The 15,363-nt window shown below is 69.5% G+C and carries 14 protein-coding genes; 5 read left to right on the top strand and 9 right to left on the bottom strand.

Annotated elements, in window-relative coordinates; genetic code table 11:
• Positions 1-276: 276 nt before the first annotated feature.
• Both groL and groES read right to left on the bottom strand, forming a co-directional pair.
• On the bottom strand, positions 277-1,875 hold the full coding sequence (groL, locus tag ACWGSK_RS08550) for a chaperonin GroEL (RefSeq protein WP_358507041.1): 1,599 nt from the start codon (positions 1,873-1,875) through the stop codon (positions 277-279).
• Positions 1,876-1,982: 107 nt separating this feature from the next.
• Positions 1,983-2,294, bottom strand: coding sequence for a co-chaperone GroES (gene groES, locus ACWGSK_RS08545; RefSeq protein ID WP_067600482.1), 312 nt, complete (start codon positions 2,292-2,294; stop codon positions 1,983-1,985).
• Between the two features lie 230 nt (positions 2,295-2,524).
• Here groES and ACWGSK_RS08540 point away from each other — a divergent pair, with 230 nt between their 5' ends.
• From ACWGSK_RS08540 to ACWGSK_RS08530, 3 genes are all read left to right on the top strand, one after another.
• Positions 2,525-3,784 (top strand): class I SAM-dependent methyltransferase, encoded by a 1,260-nt coding sequence (locus ACWGSK_RS08540; RefSeq protein ID WP_452455518.1) that lies wholly within the window; start codon positions 2,525-2,527, stop codon positions 3,782-3,784.
• A gap of 349 nt (positions 3,785-4,133) precedes the next feature.
• Positions 4,134-6,104, top strand: a complete 1,971-nt coding sequence (locus ACWGSK_RS08535) for a hypothetical protein (RefSeq protein ID WP_358507037.1) — start codon at positions 4,134-4,136, stop codon at positions 6,102-6,104.
• 364 nt (positions 6,105-6,468) lie between these two features.
• On the top strand, positions 6,469-6,855 hold the full coding sequence (locus ACWGSK_RS08530) for an aegerolysin family protein (protein WP_452455517.1): 387 nt from the start codon (positions 6,469-6,471) through the stop codon (positions 6,853-6,855).
• Positions 6,856-6,931: 76 nt separating this feature from the next.
• Here the strand turns inward: ACWGSK_RS08530 and ACWGSK_RS08525 are convergent, their stop codons facing one another.
• The 6 genes from ACWGSK_RS08525 to alr form a co-directional block, all read right to left on the bottom strand.
• Complete coding sequence (locus ACWGSK_RS08525; protein ID WP_452455516.1) at positions 6,932-7,888, bottom strand: zinc-binding dehydrogenase; 957 nt, start codon at positions 7,886-7,888, stop codon at positions 6,932-6,934.
• Positions 7,889-7,932: 44 nt separating this feature from the next.
• On the bottom strand, positions 7,933-8,964 hold the full coding sequence (gene tsaD, locus ACWGSK_RS08520) for a tRNA (adenosine(37)-N6)-threonylcarbamoyltransferase complex transferase subunit TsaD (protein ID WP_358507031.1): 1,032 nt from the start codon (positions 8,962-8,964) through the stop codon (positions 7,933-7,935).
• Positions 8,957-9,397, bottom strand: a complete 441-nt coding sequence (gene rimI, locus ACWGSK_RS08515) for a ribosomal protein S18-alanine N-acetyltransferase (protein WP_358507029.1) — start codon at positions 9,395-9,397, stop codon at positions 8,957-8,959. The genes tsaD and rimI overlap by 8 nt, the downstream gene beginning before the upstream one ends.
• A gap of 23 nt (positions 9,398-9,420) precedes the next feature.
• Entirely contained in the window at positions 9,421-10,092 is a 672-nt protein-coding gene (gene tsaB, locus ACWGSK_RS08510; RefSeq protein ID WP_452455515.1) for a tRNA (adenosine(37)-N6)-threonylcarbamoyltransferase complex dimerization subunit type 1 TsaB, read from the bottom strand.
• 11 nt (positions 10,093-10,103) lie between these two features.
• Positions 10,104-10,616, bottom strand: coding sequence for a tRNA (adenosine(37)-N6)-threonylcarbamoyltransferase complex ATPase subunit type 1 TsaE (tsaE, locus tag ACWGSK_RS08505; protein ID WP_358507026.1), 513 nt, complete (start codon positions 10,614-10,616; stop codon positions 10,104-10,106).
• A 117-nt stretch (positions 10,617-10,733) separates the two neighbouring features.
• A complete protein-coding gene (gene alr / locus ACWGSK_RS08500; protein ID WP_358507024.1) occupies positions 10,734-11,861 on the bottom strand; it encodes an alanine racemase in 1,128 nt (375 codons plus the stop codon).
• A gap of 89 nt (positions 11,862-11,950) precedes the next feature.
• Between alr and ACWGSK_RS08495 the strand changes: the two genes are divergently transcribed.
• Complete coding sequence (locus tag ACWGSK_RS08495) at positions 11,951-12,574, top strand: DUF6069 family protein (RefSeq protein ID WP_358507022.1); 624 nt, start codon at positions 11,951-11,953, stop codon at positions 12,572-12,574.
• A gap of 156 nt (positions 12,575-12,730) precedes the next feature.
• On the top strand, positions 12,731-14,140 hold the full coding sequence (locus ACWGSK_RS08490; RefSeq protein WP_452455514.1) for a DUF6177 family protein: 1,410 nt from the start codon (positions 12,731-12,733) through the stop codon (positions 14,138-14,140).
• Positions 14,141-14,143: 3 nt separating this feature from the next.
• Here ACWGSK_RS08490 and ACWGSK_RS08485 read toward each other — a convergent pair whose 3' ends face one another.
• Positions 14,144-15,328: an ROK family transcriptional regulator gene (locus ACWGSK_RS08485; protein WP_358507018.1), complete on the bottom strand. Its 1,185-nt coding sequence runs from the start codon at positions 15,326-15,328 to the stop codon at positions 14,144-14,146.
• Positions 15,329-15,363 lie beyond the last annotated feature (35 nt).

Genomic DNA, 15,363 nt, shown 5'->3' with positions numbered 1-15,363 from the left:
TTCGCGCACGTCGGAGGGCGTCCCTGTCCGCTGCGCGGTAACGCCCCCCCGGGCGCCTGCATCCGTCACGTTAGGAATGATGCCCGCATCACGGGACCCAACCACTCCAATCGGCAACTACGGAATGGTCACATTTTGGAAAAATGGCCCGAAATCACCGCAGAGAAGATGCTCTTTCGACCTTCCCCCATGATAGTGAGACCGACCACTCCGAGCCGCTTCAGCGAGCGGGGGCGGGATACCGTGGCGGCCCGCCCCCGCTCGACGTCTCACCCCCTAGTGGGAGTGACCGTCGCCCTCGTCCTCCTCGGGCTTGTCCGCGACCAGCACCTCGGTGGTCAGCAGCATGCCCGCGATGGAAGCGGCGTTCTGAACGGCGGAACGGGTGACCTTGACCGGGTCGAGGATGCCCGCACCGGTCAGGTCGCCGTAGGTGCCCGTGGCGGCGTTGAACCCGTGGCCGATCTCCAGCTCGGAGATCTTGTGGGTCACGACGTAGCCCTCGGCACCGGCGTTCTCCGCGATCCAACGGGCCGGCTCGACCAGCGCGCGACGGACGATGGACACGCCGGTCGCCTCGTCGCCGGTCAGGCCGAGGTCGCCCAGGGCGGTGGAAGCGTGCACCAGGGAGGCGCCGCCACCGGCGACGATGCCCTCCTCGATGGCCGCACGAGTCGCCGAGATGGCGTCCTCCAAGCGGTGCTTCTTCTCCTTGAGCTCGATCTCGGTGGCCGCGCCCACGCTCAGCACCGAGACGCCGCCCGCGAGCTTGGCGAGGCGCTCCTGGAGCTTCTCGCGGTCCCAGTCGGAGTCGCTCGCCTCGATCTCGTTGCGGATCTGGCGGACGCGGTCCTCGACGTCGGCCTGCGCACCGGCACCGTCGACGATGGTCGTGTCGTCCTTGGTGATGGTGATGCGACGGGCGGTGCCCAGCACGTCCAGCTCGGCGTTGTCCAGGCTCAGGCCGACCTCTTCGGAGATGACCTGACCGCCGGTGAGGACGGCGATGTCCTGGAGCATGGCCTTGCGACGCTCACCGAAGCCGGGCGCCTTGACCGCGGCGACGTTGAGCGCACCGCGCATCTTGTTCAGCACCAGGGCGCCCAGGGCGTCGCCCTCGACGTCCTCGGCGATGATCAGCAGCGGCTTCTTGGTCTGGACGACCTTCTCCAGGAGCGGCAGCAGCTCGTTGAGGTTGCCGATCTTGCCCTGGCTGATGAGGATGAGGGCGTCCTCCAGCACCGCCTCCTGGCGGTCCCCGTCCGTGACGAAGTACGGGGAGATGTAGCCCTTGTCGAACTGCAGACCCTCGGTGAAGTCGAGCTCCAGCCCGAACGCCGGGGACTCCTCGACGGTGATGACACCGTCCTTGCCGACCTTGTCGAACGCCTCGGCGATCAGGTCGCCGATCTGGGCGTCCTGGGCCGAGTTGGTCGCCACGTAGGCGATGTCGGAGCGCTCCTTGATCGGAACGGCGCGCTCCAGCAGGGTCTCGGACACCTGCTGGGCGGCGGTGTCGATGCCCTTCTTCAGGGACATCGGGGAGGCACCGGCCGCCACGCTGCGCAGGCCCTCGCGGACCAGCGCCTGGGCCAGCACGGTGGCCGTGGTGGTTCCGTCACCCGCGGCGTCGTTGGTCTTGGTGGCGACCTCCTTGACCAGCTGGGCGCCCAGGTTCTCGTAGGGCTCCTCCAGCTCGATCTCACGGGCGACGGTCACACCGTCGTTCGTGATGGTGGGGGCGCCGAACTTCTTGTCGATGACGACGTTGCGGCCGCGCGGACCGAGCGTCACCTTCACGGCGTCGGCGAGACGGTCCACGCCCCGCTCAAGGGCGCGACGGGCGTCGTCCTCGAACTCCAGGATCTTCGGCATCTGTGGTGTTTCCTCTTACCGTTGTGAGGTCATGTAACGAGGACATCCCGCCCCGCCCGGCTTCGAGGGCCGACCGGTGCGGGATGTCGAGGATCGAACGCCGAGAGCTACTTCTCGACGACCGCGAGGAGGTCGCGGGCGGAGAGCACCAGGTACTCCTCGCCGTCGTACTTGACCTCGGTGCCGCCGTACTTGCTGTACAGAACGACGTCGCCGACGCTGACGTCCAGCGGAATGCGCTTGTCGCCCTCGTCGTCCCAGCGGCCGGGACCCACGGCCAGGACCTCGCCCTCCTGGGGCTTCTCCTTGGCGGTGTCCGGAATGACCAGACCGGAGGCGGTGGTCTGCTCGGCCTCCAGGGTCTTGACCACGACGCGGTCCTCAAGCGGCTTCAGCACGGTCTTGGTGGCGGTCGACACGGTAGTGACCTCCCCCTTCAAGGTTTCGGTGTCCTGAACGGCGGCCCGTGCGGGAGCACGGACCGGCTCTTCGTAAAAGGGGCGACCGCGGCGGCCTGTCGTCGCGGGTGCCAGACCGGCCTCGTCGCGGTTAGCACTCTACCCCCGAGAGTGCCAGAATGGAAATGTGGCGAGGGTCCTGGTCACGGGGGCGGGCTCGCCTTCTCGTCGTGCCCACCGCAGGAGAACCCATGCACCTTCCCGCCTTCTCGGCGCTGCTCACCGACGCGGGACGGGAGGTCCTGGCCGAAGTGGACCCCGCCTCCGCCGCGAAGGATCCCCTGTCGACGGCCTCTCGGCTGCGCGCGAACCCGGCGGTGTCCGCCCTGGCCCCGGACCTTCCCGTGTCCGAACTCGTCAACGCGGTGATGACCCAGGTGGGGTTGCGTGAGCGTGGACGCGCCAAGTTCGGGGAGCGCGCGATGCGGATGTTCTTCACCCCCGACGGCCTGGAGCAGTCGACCCGGGCCTCGATCGCGGCCCACCGCGCCGAACGGGTCGCCGAGGTGGCCGGTTCCGTCCTGAACGGTGGCCCGGCGGGCGACCTGTGCTGCGGCGTGGGAGCCGACCTGTTGGCCCTGGCCGAGGTGGGGGTTCCGGTGGAGGGGGTGGACGCCGACCCCCTCACGGTGGCGGTGGCCCGCGCCAACATCGAGGCCTTGGGCCTGTCCGATCACGCCGATGTGCGCGAGGGCGACGTGAACGAGGTGGCCCCCGGCGCCCATCCCCTGTTGTTCTGTGACCCGGCCCGCCGCGGGGGCCGGGGTCGGGTGTTCGACCCGGCGTCCTATTCACCCCCGTGGGACGTGGCCACCGCCCTGGCCGAGGCCGCGGGCGCGGCCTGTCTGAAGGCGGCGCCGGGCATCCCGCACGAGGCCCTGTCCCCCGCGGCCGCCGTGGAGTGGATCTCGGTGGACGGCGAACTGAAGGAGACGGCCCTGTGGTTCGGCGCGCTCGCGGAGGGGCCTCGGCGCCGCGCCACGGTGCTGCACGAGCGGCCCGGGCTGTTGGCGAGCGAGGGTTCCGTCGCGCGTCTGGACGCCGTCCCAGACCTGGGGCCCGCTCCGGTGTCGGCGGCGCGACGCTATCTCTACGACCCGGACCCGGCGGTGGTGCGTTCGCACCTGGTGGCCGAGGCCGCGGCCAAGGTGGACGGGGCCCTGTTGGACGAGCGGATCGCCTACTTCACCTCGGACCGGGTCGAGGTCTCACCGCTGTGGCGGGTGCTGGAGATCGTGGAGTGCGCGCCGTTCTCGGCCAAGAGACTTCGCGCTTCGGTGCGGGCCCACCGGGCCGGAACGATAACGATCAAGAAACGGGGATCGGCCGTGGACACGGAGAGGCTTCGGCGCGATCTGAAGGCGTCCGGTCCGGAGAAGATGACCATCGCCCTCACCCGCATCGGCGAAAAACCCTTCTACCTGCTGTGTCGCGAAATCGGGACGCCATAGAAGCCCCTCGACTTTCGAGGAAAAAGCCCGCACGTAACTCGAACCACCGGGCGCGAACCATATCGTTACCTCACATAACGACATCTTTCATGGACCCCCCTGGTTACGCCGGGTGATGTCGTTAAACTGGCCCCCGCCGTACTCTTCCCCTTTCTCATGGGCTCACCCGGACCGGCACAGCGCCCACACCCCCAATGTGTACGCACAGTCACGCTTTCGTCACGTTGAGGCCTAGTCGGCGCGTCACGCCGCCCATCCGGGGACCATCGAGAACCCGTCCTCCCGGAAACCTCCACCGTCCGAAGCACCGGGCGAGGGCGGGAGCGCCAGAACCATAAGGAGCACCTCGGTGGAACAGACCAATCACAACTTCCTCAACGGCGGGGGGCAGTCCGGTGTCTCCGACCGGATGCGCGACCTCCTCTCCCAGGCAGCCCAGGAACACGTCTCCGAGCAGAAGTCCCAGGGGGCCGTCAGCGAGGAGATGCGCCAGCGCCTCGAAGGCATGGAGTGGCTGCTGCGCGAGCTGCGCGAACGCGAGCTCACCTCACTCGCCGAGTCGATCACCGCGGTCGACGGTCGGATCGACGACTTCCTGGCCCGTCCGCCGGAGTGGGCCGAGGCCCTCGCCGAGCACATCGAGGTTCTCGGTCAACAGGTCAAGCCCCTGTCGGACATGCCCTCCCTACGGGCCGACACCCACCGCATCGCCGGCCACCTCGACACCGCGCTGACCCGTCTGCAGCGCATGGCCGAGACCGGGACCCGGACCGCGGAGCAGGTGGTGGAGGTCGGCGAGCGCGTCACCGCGCTTGGCGAGACCTTCGGCACCCGTCTGGACGCCCTCGACACCGCCCTGGAGACCCTCAACGGGCGCACCGAGGCCATCGAGACCGCGCTCGCCACCTTGGACACCACTCTCGGGGAGCGTCACGAGGAGCTGGCCGGCAGGTTCGTGGAGGGCAAGGACGCCCTGGGCGAGGCGGTCGAGCAGACCCGCGAGGCCGTCCGGGAGAGCCGCGCCGAGCTCAACACCACCCTCGCCGACCGCACCGCCGAACTGCGCACCCTCGTCGATGAGAGCGCCTCTCAGCAGAACGAGACCCTGCTGGCCCGCCTGCAGGAGAACACCGGCGAGCTGGGCGAGCGCCACAAGGAACTGGCCGAGGGGCTCAAGTCCCTCGCCACGACCTCCCAGGAGCGGCACGAGGCCCTCACCGGCAAATTCACCGAGAGCGTGGGTCACCTAAGCACCCAGGCCGAGGAGAACCACGCCGAGGCCACCGCCGCCGTCGCCGACCTCACCGGCACGCTCACCAAGCTGCGGGAGAACCACGAGTCCTCCCTCACCGACCTGCGCACACACCTGCGTCAGCGACTGTCGGAGCTGGACGAGCAGATCGAGCTGGGCCGGACCGAGACCCGCGAGCACGCCGAGGCGACCGCCGAGAGCCTGCGCGAGTCCGTCACCGAGCGCGCCGACGCCCTCGCCACCAAGGTCGCCCAGGACACCGAGAAGACCGCCACGGACCTGGCCGAGCTGAGCACCTCCATCCAGGAGGCGCACGAGCGGCTCACCTCGGAGAGCGAGGAGCGCCACCAGACGCTCACCGAAACCCTCACCGAGCAGACCCAGAGCCACCGAAGCGCGCTCGACGAGCGGCTGGAGCGGCATCGTGAGGCCCTCAACGGCAAGGTGGACACCCACCTGTCGCAGATCACCGGCAAGGTCGACCACGAGCTGGGTCGGCTCACCGACCGGTTCGACACCTTCGAGGGACACTTCGAGGGCAGCTTCGAGAGCGTCGAGGGCAAGATCGACCGCGTCGACGGCCGGATGGACGGCGTCAACGGTCGCCTGGACGGCATCGACGGCCGGGTCAACGGTGTCGAGGGCAAGTTCGAGGGCGTCAGCGGTCACTTCGAGGGGGTCGACGGCCGGATGGAGGCCATCGACGACCGGTTGGAGGCGCTCAACCAGCGACTCAACCAGCTCCCCCAGACCCTGGAGGTCAGCGAGCTGCACCGGCGTCTGACCGAGCTGGTGGACCGTCCGCAGCCGGACCACTCCGACAAGCTCGACGAGATCGACGCGCACGTCACCTCGGCGGTGGACCCGGTCCTGCGCGAACTCAAGCAGCGTCCCGACCGGCACGAGTTCGAGGAGACCGTCACCGAGGCGGTGGAGAACTCGCACGACGACATCACCAAGCGATTCTCCTCCCTGGAGGAAACGGTTCTGGCGCTGGCCGAAGCACTTCTGCGCCCGGGCCGTGACGGCAAGAAGAAGCGTCGCGGCGACGACGAGGACGACGACTAGGTCGCCGTTCGACTCACGGCGGGCGAGTCGGGGCCCGGAGCACTATCGCTCCGGGCCCCTTTCGTGTTCCACCCGGTCTGCTCCGGGGAGCGGAAGGCGTTGACCCTGCGCCGCGAGTGAACGATCATCCCAGGTGAAAACGGATGTGAATAGAAAAAATAACTTTCCAGAATAACCCTTATAAGGAAATGGCGAAACTCGCCCGAAAAAGAAATGAAATTAGTTCACTTGATGCCAGGGTTGCGCAAGTTCCCGCCATTTTTACCTTGTGGGATCGAATCCTTTATTGTTACGCTTAAAAGCAATGGCGGAACATTACGCCATTGCCTCGACCGCGTTTTTCGCAAAACGAAAGGAGTGCGTCATGGCCGACAGCCTGCAAATGATCTGTCACATCAACAACCGGACCCACCAGCCCCTCAAGTTCCAGTCGGAACACCTGATCTGGGGGAAGTGGAAGGACTCCCCCAACCAGTACCCGGTCGACGTCCCTGCCAGGGAGAGCATCCTGGCCTTCCGTTCCAGCGGCAGGTCGAACACCTCCTCCGGGACCGAGGGCTACGTGGTCTACCAGCTCGGGGACGAGCCGGAGGCCACCGTGACCATCTACTGGGACGTGCCCTGGCTCTCGGGAGCGAGCAACAAGGTCACCACCAAGACCTCCCACCAGGACATCGCCGCCTCCATCGATGGTTTCGCGGGGGGCGGCAGGGTCGAAGACGTCACCGTGAAGGTCGTCGACGGCCGTTGAGCCCGATGATCACGGCCGACACGACTGGCCCCGGCGGACACGCTCCGCCGGGGCCCGCTTCTCTGCTGTCAGGGTGTCAGGGAGTCAGGACGATCTTGCCGAAGAGGTCGCCCTCGGCCATCGCCCGGAACCCCTCCTTCGCGTCCTTGAGCGGCAGCACCCGGTCGATCCGGGGCCGGACGCCGGTGCGCACGCACATCTCGACCAGGGCCCGGAGCTCCTCCTTGGTGCCCATCGTCGAACCCAGCACGCGCAACTGCAGGAAGAACATCCTGGTCAGTTCGGCGGACGGGGCGTCACCGCTGGTGGCCCCGCAGGTGATGACGGCGCCACCCGGTTTGAGGGACAGGATGGAGTGCTTCCACGTGGCCTGCCCCACCGAGTCGAACACCACGTCCACCTTCTCCGGCAGACGCTCCCCCGAGGGCACCGCCGCGTAGGCCCCCAGTTCCATGGCCTTGGCGCGTTTGGTCTCGTCCCTACCGGTCACGTACACCCGGTGGCCCACCCGCGCGGCCAGGGTGATGAGCGCGCCGGAGACCCCACCGCCGGCACCCTGCACCAGCACGGTCGACCCGGGCCGTAGATCGGCCTTGCCGAACAACATGCTGTAGGCGGTCAGCCAGGCCGTGGGCAGGCACGCGGCCTCCTCGAAGGACAGCTCAGGCGGCTTGGGGAGAAGGTTCTCCTTCGGCACCAGGACCTTCTCGGCGAGGGTGCCGTCGTGGATCTCGGACAGCAGGGAGAAGCGCGGCGATCTGCCGGGCACGGGAGGCTCGGTCACCACACCGTGCACGATGACCTCGTTGCCGTCCTCGTCGATCCCGGCGGCGTCCCCGCCCAGGATCATCGGAAGCCGTTCCTCCTTGAGGGCGACCCCGCGCAGGCTCCAGACGTCGTGGTGGTTGAGCGAGGCGGCCTTGACCCGAACGGTCGTCCACCCCTCCCGGGGTTCGGGGTCGGGACGCTCACCGAGGTCCAGCCCGGAAAGGGGATCGTCGAAGGATATGCGTGCTGCGGTGATGGCGAACATACCCGTACCCAACCACGCCGGCCGAGCCCGGTTCCAGCCTCGGTTCACACCGCCAGTGGGGACCCCACCGGTAGTGAGGTGTCCGTGGCCAGGGCCAGGGACGACGGCGGCAGGCCCGCCTTCACCACCTCGGCGCCCAAAGCGGCGATCATCGCCCCGTTGTCGGTGCACAGCCTGGGTCGCGGCACCCGCAGCTCGATCCCGGCCTCGGCGCAACGCTGCTCGGCCAGGGCGCGCAGCGCCGAGTTGGCCGCCACGCCACCGCTGATGACCAGGGTGCGCACTCCGTGCTCCATACAGGCGTCCACGGCCTTGCGGGTGAGCACGTCCACGACCGACTCCTGGAAGGCGGCGGCGATGTCGGCGACCACCAGGGGCTCGCCCCGACGGTCGGCGTCCTCGACGTGGCGGGCCACGGCGGTCTTCAGCCCGGAGAAGGAGAAGTCGTAGGTGCCATCGCCCCACTTGCCACGCGGGAACCGGATCGCCTTGGGGTCGCCGCGCTGGGCGGCCTGGTCGATGGGCGGTCCACCCGGGTAGGGCAGCTCCAGTAGCCGGGCCACCTTGTCGTAGGCCTCACCCGCGGCGTCGTCGACGGTGTCGCCGAGCGAGACCACGTCGGTGGCCAGGTCGTTGACCAGCAACAACGATGTGTGTCCACCCGAGACCAGCAAGGCGATGGACGGCTTGGGCAGCGGACCGTGCTCCAGCTGGTCCACGGCCACGTGGCCGACCAGGTGGTTGACGCCGTACAGCGGTTTGCCGAGCGCCATGGCGTAGGCCTTGGCGGCGGACACCCCCACCAGCAGGGCTCCGGCCAGACCGGGGCCCGCGGTGACGGCGATCGCGTCGACGTCGGAGAGGGACACCCCCGCGTTGTCCAGGGCGCGGTGCACCGTGGGGGTCATGGCCTCCAGGTGGGCGCGGCTGGCCACCTCGGGTACCACTCCACCGAAGCGCACGTGCTGGTCGACGCTGGAGGCCACCGAGTCACCGAGCAGTTCACAGCCGCGCACCAGCGCCACACCGGTCTCGTCGCAGGACGACTCGATCCCCAGGATCAACGGCTCACTCATCGGTGGTTCCCTCCTGAGCGATACGCCGCATGACGATGGCGTCCGCTCCCTTGTAGTAGCCGCGCCGAACGCCGAGTTCGACGAAACCGAAACGTCGGTACAGGTCCTGGGCGCGTGGGTTGTCCGAACGCACCTCCAGGAACGTGTGGGTGACGCCGCGCGCCGCCCCTTGGTCGAGGAGTTCGGTGAGCAGCGCCCGCCCGATGCCCCTCCCCCAGGCCTCCTCGGCCACGGCCATGGTCTGCACGTCGCCCTCGGGTGGGACGAAGCGCAGTCCGGCGTAGCCGACGAGGGCGCCGGCGGACACGGCCACGACGTAGTGGCGGGTGGCGGTCTCGGCGAGTTCGTCGCGGAGCATGCCCTCGCTCCAGGCGTCGTGCGGGAACAGGCGTCGTTCCAGTTCCATGACGGCGGGAACGTCCTCGTCGGTCATGGGACGCAGGGTCGGTCGGGCCCTCACTTCACCCACTGGCGGACCTTCTTCGGCGCGCTCGGTTCGACGGCGTCGGGCCGGCGCAGGTAGAGGGGGCCTGGTTCGGGGAGCTTCTCACCACGGTGCAGACGCGACAGGGCGAGTTCGGCCATGGCGGCGGCGTCCGGCAGGTACGGTTCCGCGGCCGGGGAGTCGAGCGCCTCGGTGTACATGCGGGCGCCGTCACCGACCAGGGGCAGCCCCTCGGTGTCGATCTCGGCGGGCCGGTCGACCCGCACCTCGCCCACCCGGGTGAGGTGGTCGTCGTAGCGCGCCCAGAACACCTCCTTGCGGCGGGCGTCGGTCATCGCGAGGAAGGGTTCGGTGCGCTTGGTCGCGAAGGCCAGGGCGTCCAGGGTGGTCATCCCGTGGCAGGGGATCCCGAGCGCGTCGGCGAGGGCGTGCCCGGTGGCCAGGCCGACCCGGAGGCCGGTGTAGGGGCCGGGGCCCACCCCCACCACGATCTGGTCGAGGTCGGTCGGTTCGAGCCCGGACTCGGTGAGCACTCCACGCACCGTCGGGGTGAGGAGTTCACCGTGGCGTCGGGCGTCCACCGAACTCGCGCTCGCGCGGAGGGTGAAGGCGCCCTCGTCGTCGGTCTCGCCGACGGCTGCGGTGACCGCCGAGGTGGCGGTGTCGAAGGCCAGGAGCAACACGGGTGTTCCGCCTATCCGCGCCCGGCCGTGGTGCCGGGCAGTTCGATGTCGGTCCACCGGGCGCCGACCGGGCGCAGGTGGACGGTGCGGGTGTCGTCGGGGTGGCGTTCGATCCGAATCTCCAGCCGGTCGTCGGCCAGGCCCTCGGCCACGCCCTCGCCCCACTCCACGACGGTGACGGACTCCGGGAGGGTCATGTCCAGGTCGATGTCGTCGATCTCCTCGGAGCCGCCGAGCCGGTAGGCGTCCACGTGCACGAGGGCGGGTCCGCCGCTCAGGGAGGGGTGGATCCGGGAGATGACGAAGGTGGGCGAGGTGACCGATCCTCGTACGTCCAGGCCCTGGCCCAGGCCCTGGGTGAAGGTGGTCTTACCCGCGCCCAGGGGACCGGAGAGGATGAGCAGGTCTCCGGGGCGGGTGAGCGCGGCGAGGTCACGGCCCAGGGCGCGCATGGCGTCGTCGGTGGCGGCGGTGACCGCGTGGACGTGGGGCACGCCGTTGGTGGTGGCAGTGGTGTTGGTCATCGGGCTCGCAGCTGGTTCCGGTTGTGGTTTCGGTCGGCCGTGGAGGCACGCCGGATTTCCCTCTTCACCCAGGTTAGGCGGGACAGGAGGTAGCGGTGACCGATTTCGGCGAGTGGGTCACGCCCCGCCGACGTACTCGCGGGGCACGCGCACACCGATCCGCGTGACGATCTCGTACGGGATGGTGTCCAGGACCTCTGCCCACTCCTGAGCGGTGGGGACGTTCGGGTGCTCGTCCGGGTCGCCGAACAGTACCGCGTACTCACCCGGGGCCACGGGGTCGTTCTCGACATCGACAACGAACTGGTCCATGCAGACTGTTCCCGCGATGGTGCGGCGACGTCCGCCCAGGAGCACCGGGCCCTTGTTGGTGGCGGCCCGGGGGACGCCGTCGGCGTAGCCCAGCGGCACGAGTGCCAGGGAGGTCTCGTGTTCGGTGAGGTAACGGTGTCCGTAGGAGACGCCGCTGCCGGCGGGGACCCGCTTGGTGAGCGCGACCTTGGATTCGAGGGTCATCGCGGGCCGCAATCCGGGCACGTCGAAATCCGGAATCGGGCACAGTCCATAACTCGCGATTCCGCCGCGGACGAGGTCGAATCGGGCCTCGGGCAGGGTCAGCAGCGCGGCCGAGTTGGCGATGTGCCGTACCTGCGGCTCCAACCCCGCCTTCTCGGCGATGTCGAGGGACCTGTGGAACACGTCCAGCTGCGCGCGGATCGAGGGGTGTCCGATCTCGTCGGCGCAGGCGAAGTGCGACCACACCCCGCTGACCTTGATGAACCCCTCCTCCTCGGCGCGGGCCGCGGCCTCGACCACCGATTCCCAGTCCTCGGGGGACACACCACCGCGGTTGAGTCCGGTGTCGGTCTTGAGCTGGACACGGGCCGTCCGCCCCAGACGCCGGGCCTCGGCGATCACCTCGTCCAGCACGCCCCGGTCGCTGACGCCCAGGTCGATGTCGGCCTCGATGGCCTCGCCCACGGGCTCCCCCGGCGGGATGATCCAGGACATGACGGGGACGGTGATCCCGGCCCGACGCAGTTCCAGACCCTCCTTGATCAGCGCGGTGCCCAGCCAGGACGCGCCGCCGGCGAGGAGGGCGCGGGCCGCGGGCACCATGCCGTGCCCGTACCCGTCGGCCTTGACCACACCCATGAGCGGTGTTCCACCGGCCCGCTCGCGGAGCAGACGTGCGTTGGAGGTGATCGCGTCCAGGTTGACGCGGGCGTGCGCGAAAGGAGCCATACCCACAGTGTTCCACGCTCTGGTTAGGTCAGGGAGCTGCGGGTATGTGGGCTACGACCGACTTACGGCCCTATTCCAGGGATATCGGTATGAACGAAAACGGAAGTGAACGAGCCGTCAATGTCAGCCGGCTCTGGTCGGGTGGCCTGGCCACCGCGGTGGTCGCCGCCCTGGTGATCTTCGCGGGGACCCTGGTCGTCCGCGGAGTCTTCGGCGTCCCGGTCCTGGCACCGGAGGACGCCGGTTACCTGGGTGACGCGGGGACGGTGGGCTACGCACTGGTGGCGGGTCTGGTCGCACTGCTCGCGACCGCCCTGCTGTACATGCTGTTGCTGTCGGCGCCACGCGCGCTCTCGTTCTTCGGCTGGATCATGGGTCTGGCCACGGCCATCGCGGCCTTCACGCCCTTCACCCAGGGCGCTGAACTCTCCAGTCAGGTCTTCACCGGCCTGGTCAACCTGATCTGCGGTATCGCCATCGCCTCGCTGTTGCGCGGCGTGGGCCGCAGCGCCATCATCAGCCGGGTTCCGGCCACCCCCGACGAGCGTCCCGGTCGGGCCCTGCGACACGAGGGCATCCTGCCCGACGTGAACCAGCGTGAGTACGACCCCGCTCGCTACCACGCGATGGAAGAGGACGCCGAGTACGACGAGGCACGTGCCCGAGCCGAGCTTCAAAAGGCCGAAGAGGAACGTGCTCGCCGAGATGTCTGACCGGACACGCCGACGACGAGACGAAGACGCCACCAAGAATGGGACGGGACCTGGACGCCAGGTCCCGTCCCCCTTTCGTGCGCCCGTGCCCCAGGGGCCGGGGGAGGGGCCGATAACGTATGGGTCGCCCTGAATCCCCCGTGGAGGAGCCCCCGGTTGAGTCGTGACGTGATCGCCCTGTTGGCGCGGAGCCCCGACCGTCGTTCGTTGCTGGAGGCCCTGGCCGCGGTCGATCCGGCGTTGCGGATCCGGTTGGTGGCCGAGGGCACCGTGGTGGAGCTGCGCGAGGACTCCGGGCGGTTGGTGCTCGCCGTGCAGTCCGGGCAGAGGTTGGCCACCTCGTCCGAGGCCGACCGCCTGCTGGGCCGGGGCCTCGCCGACGAGCTTCCCGCGCAGCCGCTGTGGGTGGAGGCGAGGGGCACCGAGTTGGAGGACGTGGACACGTCGGCGTTGGCCCGCCGTTTCACCGAAGCCCTGGTCGAGAGACATGGCGGGGTCGTGTGGGAACCGGAGTCGCGGCTTGTGCGGGAACCCCACCTGCTCGGGGGCACCGACCATCCGGCGGTGAGCGCGGTGACCGAGCGACACGCGGTGCTGGTGCAGGACCGCCCGATCGTGTCGCTGTCCGGCTGGTTGGTGGACGCCCTGGCCCGGTACGGGCGCGAGGGCCTCGGGTTGCAGGTGGTCACCCCCTCCGACAGTGTGCTCACGCACGCCCTGCGCGGGCTCTTGGGCGACCCGAACGCCACCTGGGTGGTGCGTACCGACGACGGCCACCACTACGACGGTTTCAACGGTCTCCCGCTGGTGTGGCGGGACGACGTGGGTTATGTCCCCGACTCTCGGATGCGGGCGGCGGACGGCCCCCACCCGGACTTTCGAGCACGACAGCAACACGTCACCGGCTCCCACCTGCACGTGGACCTGCAGATGGACCACCCCGCCTCCGACGAGCCGGAGCTGGGAGGGGTGGTGGAACTGCTCGCCGAACGGCTCGGCGGAGCCCCGCCCGCGGTGTGGGGCGTGGCCGAACCGCTCTCCCGCGAGTGGGACACCGTCGACCTCACCACCCTGGCCCGGGGGCGCGCCCCCGGTGAGACCACCGCCCTCTTCCACGGCCCGCACGGAGCCGAACCCGTGTTCGGTGGGCGTTGGCGGGTCTCCCCCATCACCTCCGGGGTGCGCGAGAGCGTGCGTTTCACGGTCGCGACGGAGGACGAACCGGATCTGGAGGCGCTGGAGCCGCTGGTGCGGGAACTGGCCGAGCGTGACGGGCTGCGGTCCATGACCGTGCGACGCGCGATGGGTCGTACCGACCTGCTCCAGCCACCGCGCTGGGCCGGCGTGCCGATCCCGGTGGGACTGGCGGTGGGCGCCGAGGGCGTGTTGGCGGTCGGCAGGTCGAGCGCGCTGGCCGCCCCGGTTCGCGGCGAGGCGTTCGGCCCGCCGATGACCCCGGTGGTCTGGTACCGGATCGGGGACGGGGTGGAGCCGGACGCGTGGCGCCGGTTCCGGTCGCTGATGCGGCACCTGCGGCCCCCGGGCTCCCAGCCGGGTCGCCGGTGACCGTCAGGCGCCCATGACCAGGGTCTGGGCGTGACGGGCGCTGAGACAGTGGTCGATGACCATGACGGCCGCACCGATGACGCCGGCGCTCTCCCCGGCCTTGGAGGAGACGATGCTGAGGTTCTCGGTGGCCAGCGGCAGTGACCGCTGGTAGATGATCTCGCGGGCCCCGGCGAGGAGGTGGTCTCCGGCCAGGGCCAGCGCGCCGCCGATGACGATCACGGACGGGTTGAACATGTTGACCGCGGCGGCCAGGACCTCGCCGATGTCGCGACCCGCCTGACGTAGGGCGCGCAGGGCGGGGACGGACCCGTTCCGGGACAGTTCCACCACCTGGCGCGCACCCGTGGCGGGGACCCCGGCGGAGGTGAGCACCTCGGCGAGGGCGTGTCCGCTGGCGACCGCTTCGAGACAGCCGGTGTTGCCGCAACGGCAGGGCCGTTGTTCGCCGTTGGGGACGTGGATGTGTCCCATGTCGCCGGCCGCGCCTTGGGCCCCGCGGTAGACGCGGCCCTCGCTGATGATGCCGCAGCCGATACCGGTGGCGACCTTGACGAACATCAGGTGTCCGGCGCCGGGCCAGGCGACGTGGTGTTCGCCCAGGGCCATGATGTTGACGTCGTTGTCGACCAGCACGGGTCGTCGGATCGAGGCGCTGACGTGTCCGGCCACGTCGAAGTCGTCCCAGCCGGGCATGATCGGCGGGTTGACGGCGCGTCCCGTGGAGTGTTCGACCGGTCCGGGCAGGCCGATGCCCACACCGAGGAGTTCGTCGGCGTCGCGGTCGGCGGTGTCCAGTAGGGCGAGGCCGTGTTCGACGACCCAGTCCAGGACGGGTTCGGGCCCCAGGGCGATGTCGAGGTCGGCGCGGTCCTCGGCCAGGACGGTGCCGGACATGTCGGTGAGGGCCAGACGCGCGTGGGTGGCGCCGAGGTCGGCGGCCAGGACCACTCGCGCCTCGGGTCGGAACGAGAAGGTCGTGGGCGGGCGACCGCCGGTGGAGACCGCTTCTCCCGCGGGACCGATGAGTCCACTGGCCAGGAGCGCGTCGACGCGTTGGGTGACGGTGGAGCGGGCCAATCCGGTGACGGTGGCCAGTTCGGAGCGGGTGCGGGGGCGGCCGTCGCGCAGCAGCCGGAGCAGGGTCCCGGCGCCGGGTGCGGCCGTGGTGAGCGCGTCTTCCGTCATGCGAACAGTGAATCACAGGATCTATTGATTTCCTG

Source organism: Nocardiopsis sp. NPDC055551, from assembly GCF_053619415.1.
Note: the sequence above shows the minus strand (reverse complement) of the source record. Positions and strands in the feature narration are given on the sequence as shown.

Bases quoted from the DNA above. Each gene is read 5' to 3' on its own strand.
- ACWGSK_RS08530 (WP_452455517.1), top strand. From the start codon at position 6,469: ATGGCCGACAGCCTGCAAATGATCTGTCACATCAACAACCGGACCCAC.
- ACWGSK_RS08495 (WP_358507022.1), top strand. From the start codon at position 11,951: ATGAACGAAAACGGAAGTGAACGAGCCGTCAATGTCAGCCGGCTCTGG.
- ACWGSK_RS08485 (WP_358507018.1), bottom strand. From the start codon at position 15,328: ATGACGGAAGACGCGCTCACCACGGCCGCACCCGGCGCCGGGACCCTG.
- ACWGSK_RS08525 (WP_452455516.1), bottom strand. From the start codon at position 7,888: ATGTTCGCCATCACCGCAGCACGCATATCCTTCGACGATCCCCTTTCC.
- alr (WP_358507024.1), bottom strand. From the start codon at position 11,861: ATGGCTCCTTTCGCGCACGCCCGCGTCAACCTGGACGCGATCACCTCC.
- groL (WP_358507041.1), bottom strand. From the start codon at position 1,875: ATGCCGAAGATCCTGGAGTTCGAGGACGACGCCCGTCGCGCCCTTGAG.
- tsaD (WP_358507031.1), bottom strand. From the start codon at position 8,964: ATGAGTGAGCCGTTGATCCTGGGGATCGAGTCGTCCTGCGACGAGACC.
- tsaE (WP_358507026.1), bottom strand. From the start codon at position 10,616: ATGACCAACACCACTGCCACCACCAACGGCGTGCCCCACGTCCACGCG.
- ACWGSK_RS08540 (WP_452455518.1), top strand. From the start codon at position 2,525: ATGCACCTTCCCGCCTTCTCGGCGCTGCTCACCGACGCGGGACGGGAG.
- rimI (WP_358507029.1), bottom strand. From the start codon at position 9,397: ATGACCGACGAGGACGTTCCCGCCGTCATGGAACTGGAACGACGCCTG.